At 26.9% G+C, this 12,539-nt stretch carries 10 protein-coding genes and 1 riboswitch; all 10 genes read right to left on the reverse strand.

The window, feature by feature from the left end; genetic code table 11:
- Window positions 1-64 precede the first annotated feature (64 nt).
- On the reverse strand, window positions 65-757 hold the full coding sequence (locus tag P4S50_RS16780; RefSeq protein WP_277731988.1) for a hypothetical protein: 693 nt from the start codon (window positions 755-757) through the stop codon (window positions 65-67).
- 92 nt (window positions 758-849) lie between these two features.
- Window positions 850-1,638, reverse strand: a complete 789-nt coding sequence (locus P4S50_RS16785; protein WP_277731989.1) for a hypothetical protein — start codon at window positions 1,636-1,638, stop codon at window positions 850-852.
- A gap of 95 nt (window positions 1,639-1,733) precedes the next feature.
- Window positions 1,734-3,113: a sensor histidine kinase gene (locus tag P4S50_RS16790; protein WP_277731990.1), complete on the reverse strand. Its 1,380-nt coding sequence runs from the start codon at window positions 3,111-3,113 to the stop codon at window positions 1,734-1,736.
- 2 nt (window positions 3,114-3,115) lie between these two features.
- Window positions 3,116-3,769: a response regulator transcription factor gene (locus P4S50_RS16795; protein ID WP_277731991.1), complete on the reverse strand. Its 654-nt coding sequence runs from the start codon at window positions 3,767-3,769 to the stop codon at window positions 3,116-3,118.
- Between the two features lie 251 nt (window positions 3,770-4,020).
- Window positions 4,021-4,623: an ECF transporter S component gene (locus P4S50_RS16800; protein ID WP_277731992.1), complete on the reverse strand. Its 603-nt coding sequence runs from the start codon at window positions 4,621-4,623 to the stop codon at window positions 4,021-4,023.
- Between the two features lie 92 nt (window positions 4,624-4,715).
- Window positions 4,716-4,832, reverse strand: a riboswitch (FMN riboswitch).
- An 89-nt stretch (window positions 4,833-4,921) separates the two neighbouring features.
- Entirely contained in the window at window positions 4,922-6,076 is a 1,155-nt protein-coding gene (locus P4S50_RS16805) for an amidohydrolase (RefSeq protein WP_277731993.1), read from the reverse strand.
- Entirely contained in the window at window positions 6,064-7,638 is a 1,575-nt protein-coding gene (locus P4S50_RS16810) for an ATP-binding protein (protein WP_277731994.1), read from the reverse strand. Before P4S50_RS16810 ends, P4S50_RS16805 begins: the two co-directional genes overlap by 13 nt.
- 10 nt (window positions 7,639-7,648) lie before the next feature.
- Window positions 7,649-9,733: an ATP-binding protein gene (locus P4S50_RS16815; protein WP_277731995.1), complete on the reverse strand. Its 2,085-nt coding sequence runs from the start codon at window positions 9,731-9,733 to the stop codon at window positions 7,649-7,651.
- Between the two features lie 5 nt (window positions 9,734-9,738).
- The gene (locus P4S50_RS16820; RefSeq protein WP_277731996.1) at window positions 9,739-11,883 is read right to left on the reverse strand and encodes a Tex family protein; all 2,145 of its coding nucleotides are present in this window, start codon (window positions 11,881-11,883) and stop codon (window positions 9,739-9,741) included.
- Window positions 11,884-12,056: 173 nt separating this feature from the next.
- Window positions 12,057-12,521: a flagellar export chaperone FliS gene (locus P4S50_RS16825; protein ID WP_277731997.1), complete on the reverse strand. Its 465-nt coding sequence runs from the start codon at window positions 12,519-12,521 to the stop codon at window positions 12,057-12,059.
- Window positions 12,522-12,539 lie beyond the last annotated feature (18 nt).

The following is a 12,539-nucleotide window of genomic DNA, read 5'->3' on the forward strand; positions in this document are numbered from 1 at the left end:
AAAATGTATATGAAAACACCATTGTATTGATGTTAATTTCATATACATTTTTTCTTTTATATATTTAGTTAAGCTCTATTCCATTATCCCATGTAGCCTCATTTGCAATTATAGCTTTACCTTCTATTTTCGTTCCAGGCTTTACTTCTGATTGTACAGACGGATTAGATGGGTAAGTTTTTCCATCAAATTTCATTTGAGCATAGAAGCTCTCTACTCCTCCACCTGATACATACATCAATATTTCATTCCATCCATTAGTTTTATTATCACTTATTATTACAGGAGTCCTAACTAATGAAAACTGTGTTACTAAGTTGTAGTCATTATCAAATAGTAGTCCAGTTCCTCCACCGCTACCTGCAACATACATTCCATATAACACTGTGAATATTTCTTCTTTTCCATCTCCATTAAGATCTACTTTATTATAGTAATATCTTACTGGTCCATATGTCTCTTTATCATACTCTGGCATAGTTTTGTGTATTGCCTCTTCAAGTTTTTCATCTCTAGTTGCTTCATATCCTATATATTTTACATTAGATAAGTCTAAGCCCTCAGAATCATTTTCATTAGTATTAGATTGATTATCTTCTTTTGTTTCAACTTGTCCATTTTCTGATTGTACATCTTTACTCTGCTCAACCTCTACTTGATTTTGTTCTTTGCTTGGAACATCATCTTTTGCACATGCTGAAAGTCCAACTATACAAGTCATAATTATTAAAGCACTTGCGAATTTTTTTATATTCATATTATCTCTCTCCTTTTTGTGTTGTCTTTAACTTAATTATACTCTTCAAATTTTTTTAAATTTCAATAGAGTTGTAAGATAGTTGTAAACTTTTATATTCTTATATAATCTAATTGAGCTTGAATTCCAAGTGCAAATCCTATAACTTCTTTTGTACTTTTATTTATTGTAACGTTTAATAAATCATTATCTTTGTTTTTATAAAATAAAGTTACATAATTTGAGTTATAGTTATCATGTCTTAATTCCAGGTTTTCGTAACTTGAATTCTTATCATCTATTATATTATTTTGAATCAAAAATTTTCTAGCTATTTTATCTGCTTCTTTATTATTTATAACCTGTTTTTCATATTCTATTAACTCTTCTTTACTCATAGAATATATATCTATATTGTTCCAAGAAGAACTATATAAAATTTCATTTGTTTTATCATTTAACCCTACAGTGTAACCAGTATGTTGTTCTGATTTATCCTTTGGTTCAACAAATACATTTATTATACCGTAATTTATATCATTCTTAATTTTATTTATATATTCTATATAAGAACTATATTTTTCTTTATAATCATCATTTGTTTTTATATTTTCTTCAGTACGATCTAGATATTTATATATTTCCTTTTGAGTTTCATACCTTATTATTACTTTATAATTTTCTCTTATTTTTTCTTTTTTATAGTATGTTTCTAAAATCTTGACAACCTTATTTTCAATTTCTTTATCCGTTATATCATTATTCATAGTCTGGTGATACACAACATCTTTTCTTATTTTATCATCTGACGTATTCTCATTTATGAGAACAAATGCTTTATAACCTAGTATTAACATTATAAATATAATAGCTGAATTTATAATGATTGTTTTATTTTTCATAATAATCTCCTTTATTGTTTTTTTGATAATTTAATTATAATGTTGAGAAGTTATGAAGTTTTAGTCAAATTGTAATATAGTTGTAAAGTTTTGTTTTACTTGAATATAACTCTTATTGTAGTTCCTTTGTTTATTTCACTTTCTATTTCTATATCAGCATTATGAATATCAGCTATTTTTTTGCATATAGATAGACCTATTCCAGCTCCATTATTTTTCCTACTCCTAGATTTATCTACCATATAAAAAGGTTCTATAATCTTATCTATATGTTCCTTAGATATTCCAATTCCTGTATCTCTAAGCTCTATTATTGTATTTAAGTTTTCTTTATATGAATTAAGATATATGTTAGAGTTATTGCAAGAAGCTTTTATAGCATTATCTACTAGATTTGATATCATTATAGTCATTAAGTCTTTTTCAATATATAAATTACAGTCCTTCCCATTTATTATGAGGTTTATATTCTTTTCATTTAGTTTTATTCTAAATGATTCTTTTATATATTTAAGTATTTCCATTATATTTTCATTTTTCATCTCAAAGTTATCTGCATTAAGGCATATCAGATTCATCATTTTGCTAGATAACTCTTGTAATCTTTTACCCTCACTATTTATATATTTTAAAGATTCGTATTGTATTTTTTCATCTACTTTTGTTGTAAGAAGTAAGTTAGAATATCCTATTATAGATGTTAATGGAGTTTTTATTTCGTGTGTTAGATTATCTATAAATCTTTGTTTTTCATCATTTATGTTTTGTAGCTCAAGTATTTTTTCTTCTATTTTATCTGCCATAACATTGAAGTTACTTGATAATATTCCTAACTCATCTAAAGATTTTATATCCAGCCTTTTATCATAATTTCCACTTGATATATTCTGTGTAGATTCTATAATACTATCTATAGGACTAGTTATTTTTCTACTTATAAAATATATTATTATAGCGAATATAAGTAATATATATATCTCAAACTTTAATAAAAAATTATAATCGTCATTCTTTTCATTGTATATATAATCTATATTTTTTACATATGAAAATTTAAAATTTTTATCATTTACATTTATAAGACTTGATACAAATATATACTCTCTCTCTTCTACCCTTCTTAAAATATAGTTCTTTTTATACAAAGTCAAAGATTTCAATTCTTCTCTTTGAGAAGATATATCAAAACCCAAATTGCTAAAAAGTATATCGTTATCTTTAGTTAAAAACTCTATTTTAATATCATTTTTAATAGTTTCTTTTTTTATATAATCTATAACATACGCATAATCGTTGAATAAGTTAAAATTCATATCTATTGCATATGCTATACTATCATGTTGTTTTAAGGAATTTTGAATTTCTTTATCTATACTTTCGTTATAGTTTTTTTGTATTATAGCAAACCCTACTATGTTAAATGTAATGAGAAATAATACAATGAGTACTAAATATATTTTTTGCCATAGCTTCATATTTAATCCTCCAATCTATATCCAACTTTATAAACAGTTTTTATATTGTCATTTAAATTTAGTTTACTTCTTATCTTTTGAATATGATTGTCTACAGTTCTAGTTTCTCCATAATACTCATATCCCCAAACTTTTTGAAGTATACCTTCTCTAGTTAAAGCCACATTTTTATTTTTTAATAATAATACGAAAAGTTCGAACTCCTTTAAAGTCAAATCCACTACTTTATCATTTATTTTCACAACTCTATCATTTAAAAGGATACTTATATTTTTAAATTTTATTATATTGTCATTATTTCCATACCTTCTAAGAACAACCTCTATCCTTGCAAGAAGCTCTATAGCTTCAAATGGTTTTACTATATAATCTTCAGCACCTAGTCTAAGACCTGTTACCTTATCTATAAGAGAATCTTTAGCAGTAAGAAATATAACAGGTATATTCATGTGTTTTATTTTTTGTATTAATTCAAACCCATCAATTTTGGGTATCATAACATCTAAAAGTATCAAATCAATTTTATTTTCACTTATTATATCTAAAGCTTCTTCTCCATCATAAGCTTGTCTTGTACTGTATCCTGCTACATCTAAATTAATCTTTATCAAATTAGATATACTAGCTTCATCTTCTACTATCAATATATTTATCATAAAATCATCTCCTTTTATGCTTAGATATCTATAATTATTATCATTAACTATATTCTCATTTTTAAATACTATCATTTAAGTATATAATTTTAATTTTATAAAACTATCATGAACTTGTAAAATAGTTGCAAAAAATTCGCAAAAAAAAGACCATGAATATTATTCATAGCCTTTTTTATTGTGTCTATATTAATTTCATTCCAAATACAGAAATTTTGCATCTCATTAACTAGTTTTTACTTTTACTGAATCTACTTTATTATGCAAGAAACCTTCTTATACAAGATAGCTGTAACAACAGACATTACAATACCTTTAAATATATTGAAAGGTACAACTCCATAGTATATTAAAGTCTTAACATCTACTATATTCTTGTTTACAACAGTTCCCATTTGAACTATAGCATCTATTGGAAACATATTTGCGTAAAATGGAATAAGCAAATACTGATTAGCTAAAGCTCCAACTATACTCATACCTATTGTTCCTATCAAGCATCCAATTATAGCATTCTTTTTGTTCTTTCCAAGATGGTATATTCCAGATGATATAAATACGAAAGCTCCTCCTATTAGAAAGTTAGCTATTTCTCCAACACCACCTGTATCAGTTTTTGTTATAAAGTGTAATAAATTTTTTATAAGTTCTATAAATATTCCAGCCACTGGCCCTAGAGCAAAACCACCTATTATAGCTGGTATATCAGAAAAATCTAATTTTAAAAAACCGGGTGCAAATACTATTGGAAACTCAATAAACATTATTAAATATGATATAACAGATAGAATAGATATTTTAACTAAAACAGATGTAGTGAAAAGATTCTTCTTTGTAGTAGCTTGATTATACATATTTATATCCCCCTTAAATATTAAAAGCCTGAAGTTAAACTTCAGGCTTAATAATCAAAATAGATATAGATATGCATATACATACACTATCTTATCATCTTCTTTCATCCAGACTTTACTGTCGGCCTTGGAATCTAACCAAGTCTGCCATTAAATGGCTCGCGGGCTTTACCGCCGGTCGGGAATTTCACCCTGCCCTGAAGATTATCTTCATACTTTTTTAGTTTTAATTTATAATATAATATTAATACTTTTCTAATAGTTTGTCAAAGTAATTTTAAATATATAATATTTTAAATTAAGCTGAGTAAACTACCTCACCATTTATTATGGTACATGCTACGTTACTTTGAATATCAAGTGGATGCCCATTCCATATAACTATATCTGCATCTTTTCCAACTTCTATAGATCCTATTCTATCGTCAAGACCTAAAACCTTAGCAGGATTTATAGTTATAGCTTCTATAGCCTTATTCTTATCCATTCCAGCTTTTACAGCAAGAGATGCACAAAGAGGTAAGTATTGAATTGGAACAACAGGGTGATCTGTCATTAGAGAAACATTAAGTCCTTCATTAGACAGAATTCCAGGTGTTTCAAATGTTAAATTTCTAAGCTCTATTTTACATCTTTCTGATAAAGATGGTCCTACAAGAACTGGATAGTTTTCTTTAGATAAATGCTTTGTTATTAAGTGGCCTTCGGTACAATGATCTATAGTAAGATCTAGATCAAATTCTTTTGCGATTCTAATAGCTGTAAATATATCATCAGCTCTATGTGCATGAGCTTTAAGTGGTATTTCTTTCTTAAGAACAGGAATCAATGCTTCTAACTTATTATCGTATTCAGGTCTGTCACAATCTTCATCTTCTTCATAATCTATCATATCTTCAAGATAAAATTGAGCTCTTTTTAATGTTTCTCTAAGTAAAGCTGCTGTAGCCATTCTTGTTTGTGGAGTTTTATCTTCTTTTCCATATGCTGATTTAGGATTTTCTCCAAAAGCTATTTTCATTCCTATAGTCTTTAATACCATATCATCTATTCTATCTCCATATGTTTTTAAAGCTATAAATTGTCCTCCTATTACGTTAGCACTTCCAGGACCACTTGCTACAGTTGTAATTCCACCCTCATATGCTTCTTTAAAGTTTCTATCCATGGCATTAATTCCATCAACAGCACTTAAGTGAGGTGTTATAGGGTCTGTCTCTTCATTTCCATCAGCCCCTTCATGTCCCATTCCATCTTCCCACATTCCAACATGAGTATGAGGGTCTATAAATCCTGGAAATACATAGTTTTCTTTTGCATCTACCACTTTTACATCTAGAGGTACCACTATGTCTTTTCCTATTTCTTTTATTTTACCGTTTTCGATTAATATATCTCCTTGTATAATTCCATTTGTCACTGTGTTTATTTTAGCATTTTTTATGCATAACATTCTTCATTTTCCTCCTTTATAGGCAGTCGTATTTCAAATTTAGACATTTGTCCTTTAATAGAAGTGGCACCTATATTTCCTTCATTCGCTTCTATATTTTTCTTAACTATACTAAGACCAAGACCTGTACTTTTTTGCTTTGTAGTAAAGAATGGTTTAAATATGTTATCTAATATTTCTTTATCCATTCCTTTTCCTTGGTCTATTATTTCGATTAATACTTCTCCATCTAAATCATAAGTGTTTATATATATATTTCCGCCTTCTTCCATAGAATCCACTGAGTTCAATATCATATTTACAATTGATTCTTGTATATCAGATTCTTGCACGAATATAGTTTTTTCACTATTTAAATTCAATATTATGTCTATATTTCTGCCTTTTATATAAGTCATATTCTCCCATTTAGGCCTAGTAGTCTTTATGGCTTTTTTAATTATATCATTTATTAATATATATTTCTTATCTTCTTTTATGTTTCTAGAGAAATCCTGCAAAGTTTTAACCTTATCTATAGCTTCATTAGCTCCATCTTGGATTATATTTATATATTCTTTTATATTATACGCTTGTTTATTTATGCCAAGAAGTTGAGTATATCCCTTTATTATAGAAAATATATTGTTAAGATCATGCACTATTCCTCCAGCAAGTTCACCAGTATATCTTATATTTTTATCTGTTTTCTTAAGTAATTTCCCCTCTTCTTTTTCTTTTATTGCATATATTATATCTCCCAAACTACTGCATATAACATCTATTATATATTCGTCTGCTTTTCCTTTATTATAATTTTCTCGATATCCAAGGGTTAATATTCCTACTATTTCTCCATTACAATGTATTCTATAACTATAAGTCATATCTATCTTAGAGTAAGAGTATTCTTTTTCTATTTTATTGCTGCTAAATAATACTGTTATAGAACCATAATCTGCATCTGTTATTTCAAGTACAGTTTCTATAACATTTTTTGTTATTTTTTCAATGTCACTTTCAAAACTAAAGTTTATTATAGAGTTATTCAATGTTTCCAAATTCTTTTTGTTCTTTTGAAGATCTAGATTATCTATTTTAGATTTTTTTATAGATTTTAATAAAAATTTTATATTACTTAGGTCTTCAACTTCTATACTTTGTCTTTCATTTTCATTTTCAAATATTAATTTATCATGGATTACTAAAAATTTATCTATAAGTTCGATTTCAAAATCAATTATATTAAAAAATGTTAATATTCTATGATTTTTATTAGTTATAATATCAAAGTATATCTCTTTATTTTCCGAAATATAATATCTGTATTTATGTATCCAATCTGAAGTTATCACTATACTCATATTAAAGTATTTTTTATATTCTTCTACTTCAATTTTATTATCCTCTATAACTATAACTTCATCATCTCTATAATTCCCTATAGTGTTTAGTAATTTCTTTTCTCCTAAAAATGCACATTTTCTATTATTATCCAGCGCTTCATCTATAGTTTTTTTCATTAAATCTACTGCAAATAGTTTAGATGAACCTATAACCCCTATATTCCCCCACTGAATCATCATACTCCTCCTAATTTAGCATCTGCAATATTTTCTTTATTTCATCTATGCCAAATGGTTTTTCTAATATATAATCAATAGTCGTATCATTATAATTATCTATATCTCCTAACCAGCCAGTCATTAACACAAACTTTATATCCACATATTTACTTTTTACTTTTTTAGCAAGTTCTATCCCATTTAAGTTCGGCATTGCTAGGTCACTTATTATTAAATCATATTTGTCAAATTCTAATTTTTGTAGTGCTTCTTTAGCACTATAGCATATCTCTACTTCTTTTCCTATACTTTTTATTATTTCTCCAGTTGCCATTGCAACTGGTACTTTATCATCTACAACTAATATTTTATGATACTTCTCATCTTTTTTTTCACTTTCATTACTTATATTAACAACTTCCTCTAAATGTGTTGGGATAGAAACTATAAATTTAGATCCTACACCCTCTTCAGTTTCAACCTTTATGCTGCCGCCATGGTCCTTTATTATCTTGTATGATACGGACAATCCTATTCCGTTTCCATTAACTCCTTTAGTCGAAAAAAATGGATCAAATATTCTAGATAGAATGTTCTTAGGTATTCCATTACCTGAATCTTCTATTTCAATATAAATATCTGTATCCATATTATATGTTTTTATATTTATATCCCCACCATTAGGCATAGCATCTATAGCATTATTTAAAATATTTATTATAACTTCTCTTATCTCAAATTCTCTACCTTTAACATGTCCTTTAGCATTTAATTCTTCATTTATATTTATATCTATTCCAAGCATATTCTTATCGCTTATTCTAGGATTTATCATATTTAGAACTATCTTCATAATTCTTTCAAATCTAAAAAACGAATTTTCTTCTTCTCTTATGTTCTTAGTAAACTCTTGAATTCTTCTTAACATTTCAGCTCCATCAAGAGAAGCTCTTTTTATAATCTCCAAATATTCTCTAATATTGTCATCTTGTCTTTTGGCAAGTGATAAATCGACATATCCAGATATAGTAGCCAATATATTATTAAAATCGTGTGCTACTCCATTAGATATTTCACCTAACGCCTTTAGCTTTTCATTCTGACTTATTATTCTATCATTCTTTATCTTTTCTAAAAATGAATTTACTATGTTTTTAGCAGAAGAGGAATATATTTCAAGTATTTCTTTATTCATATGTTGCTTTTTATTCTTATCAAAACATAAATAAATAACGGTAAATTCATTTATATTCAAAAATACCATGACCTTGTTGTTTTTCTCGACAGTTTTTATTAATTCATTTTCATTAAATGTTATATCTATATAACCTCTAACACATTCACAAGGATCTCCTATTTCATAATATATTTGAAAATTTTCAAACTCAGATTTAGTCAAAACACCACTTCTTTTGCATAGAGTTATACTGCTTACAAGCTCTAAAAACTTCTTTAAAAAATCATCTAAATTGTTTATTGTATTTACACTACCTAAAAAAGAATTGAGTTTTTCAAGATCCTTTACATTGTCATATGTATTTTTTTTTGCTATAACTGACGATCGTATACTTTGTAATATCAACTCAAGCTCTTTAATCTTTTTATTATTATATATTTCAATTGTTTCATCATCTTCAAACAATATAGCTTCATAATAAACAGATATTTCAAGTAAATCTTCTATTGATAATTCAAGTACATTATAATAACAGCATATTTTATATTCATTTGCTATAGCCTTCTTTATAAGCTCTGTTTTCATATTGACAACGCTAGAATAAATACCTACTATATAATTAGTTTCGTATCCTAGTTTTTCACTTTCTATTTTCAACTCATAAAATAATCCCATATTATTTATAAAATCTTCACGTTTTTTTATAATAACTCTACCCGATTTTATGTGTTCATATAATCTATATTCTTTTAATTTTTCTTCAACAAAAAAATCATTTTCATAAATCTCATCTACTATTATAATTATTCTACCTTCTTTACGTAAAATAATATTAATATATTTAAATAATATTGTATAATCTTTATAAAGTTTAGTGCTAAGTATCATATTACTATTTAACTTACTCGCCATACTTAATGATTTACATATACTCATATAATTTAAATCCCCTTCATAGAAAGTGACACCTTATGCTTTTGTAAGTCTATTTGTATAACTTTAACATCTACTATATCTCCTATAGATACAATTTGCATTGGATCTTTAACGAATCTATCGCTCATTTGTGATTTATGAACTAATCCATCATTCTTAATTCCAATATCGACGAAAGCTCCAAAATCAACTACATTTCTAACAGTCCCCTTAAGTATCATACCCTCTTTAATATCTTCTATTTTTAAAACATCACTTCTAAATACAGGTTTTATACTTTCATCCCTAGGATCTCTCCCTGGTTTCTTAATTTCATTTATTATATCTTGTAAAGTTAAAACCCCTATATTTAATTCTAAGCTCAAATTTTCTATACCCAAATTTTTAATTTTATCATCTATATCTTCTATATTTTTGTTCTTTATATCATCAAGTGTATATCCTAATCTTTTTATTAATTTTTTACATGCATCATAACTTTCAGGATGAACTCCTGTATTGTCTAACATATTTTCTGAATGATCTATTCTCAAAAATCCTGCACACTGTACAAAAGCTGATGGACCTAATCTTTTTACTTTTTTAAGTTCTTTTCTAGATTTAAATTCTCCAACTTCATCTCTATATAATACTATATTTTTAGCAACAGATTTACTTATTCCAGATACACGTTGAAGAAGAGAATAAGATGCACTATTTAGGTCAACTCCTACAGCATTTACACTGTCCTCAACTACTCCTTCTAGCACTGATCCTAACCTCTTTTGATTTATATCATGCTGATATTGCCCAACACCTATATGCTGCGGCTCTATCTTTACAAGCTCAGCAAGAGGATCTTGAAGTCTTCTGGCTATAGATATTGCTCCCCTTATAGATACATTAATATCTGGATGTTCTTCTGTAGCTAATGATGACGCAGAGTAAATAGATGCCCCTGCTTCACTTACTATTATATATTTTACATCTTTATCTATTTCCTTTATTAAATTGGCAACAAACATCTCAGATTCCCTTGATGCAGTACCATTTCCTATAGCTATTATATTTACATTATACTTATTTATAAGCTCTATTAATACCTTTTTAGATCCTTCCTCATCATTTTGAGGTTTTGTAGGATAAATTGTAGTTGTATCTAGTAGTTTTGAATTTTCATCAACTACGGCTATCTTACATCCTGTTCTATATGCAGGATCAAATCCCATAACTACATTTCCTTTAACGGGAGGTTGAAGTAGTAATTTTTTTATATTTTCTCCAAATACTTTTATAGCCCTTTCCTGTGCCTTTTCAGTTAAATGGTTTCTTATCTCCCTCTCTATTGAAGGAAATATAAGTCTTTTATATGAATCATTTATAGCTTGTTCAATATAACTTGACAACTGATTAGATTTATTCTTTATATTAATATTTTTTATCTTATCTATAATCAAATCTTCGTTAAGCTCTAATTTAACTTTCAAGAATTTTTCTTTTTCTCCTCTATTTATAGCCAAAATTCTATGCGGTGCCATAGTCTTAACCTTTTCAGAGTAAGAATAATACATATCATATACAGATTTTTCCTCTGTGCTTCCTTTACATGATATAACTCCATCATTTAAAGCTATTCTTCTTATAATCTTTCTAAGAGAAGCATCCTCAGATATCATTTCAGCTATTATATCAAGAGCTCCTTTTATAGCATCCTCTTCAGTTTTAACATCCTTTTCTTCATCTATATATTTTTTAGCCTCACTATTTATATCATTTATATCATAATTCATTATAGATAGAGCTAATTTTTCTAGTCCTTTTTCTTTAGCTATAGTAGCTCTAGTTCTTTTTTTAGGCTTAAATGGAAGATAAATATCTTCAACTTCTTGTAATGTTTTAGCCTTTTCTACATCACTTTTTATTTTGTCAGTTAAATTTCCGCCTTCTTGTATTATTCTAATAACATCTTCTTTTCTATTTTTCAAATTTCTAAGATAATTTAATCTATCATAAAACTCTCTTAATACAACATCACTTAAATTTCCCGTCATCTCTTTTCTATATCTAGCGATAAAAGGTATAGTATTTCCATCATCTATCATTTTTATAGTATTTATTACCTGAGAAGATTTTAAATTTAATTCTTCTTGTAGTATTTTCTCTATATTCATATTAATCGCTCCTTATTCAAACTTATAAAATCATTATATCAAAAAAACTATATATTCAAAAACTAGTTTGATGTAATATCATACTTTTTTTCAATTATTTTCAATTTCATCCGTCACTATTCACTTTATATTACAAAAAAAATCTCGCATTGTTACAATGCGAGACTTTTCATCTATCCTTTTTCCCATCTATTCTGGTTATTCATTACACTTTCATTAACATACCCTTTTCCATATGTCATTCCTGCAACAACTTTAGGACCTTTGTTTTCCTTTATATTATCCATATACATTTTTTCACCAAGTTCATTCCATCCTTCATATAAAGGAGTCATAACCTTTATAGCTTCTTCAAACTTAGATTTATCCTTAGTAATATAACCTTCAGTTATATTATTATTAATATATAAATATAAACTCTTATAGTTATTTGCTATTTCAGAATCTCCCGTTAATGTAGCCATAAGCTCTGCTAATATATCTCTACACTTATCCATCAAAATATCTAAACTTTCTTTTTCATCTAGATTAGAAATACATTCATTAAATGTATCAATTAGCCCTTCATACATTATAGCTACAAGCTGTGCTTCGTTAGCTGTTGCAACTCTTGAAGCTAAATATTCTTTTTCTATCATCTAATTACCTCCAATCTT

The sequence above is a fragment of the Tepidibacter hydrothermalis genome, assembly GCF_029542625.1.
Classification (GTDB): domain Bacteria; phylum Bacillota; class Clostridia; order Peptostreptococcales; family Peptostreptococcaceae; genus Tepidibacter_A; species Tepidibacter_A hydrothermalis.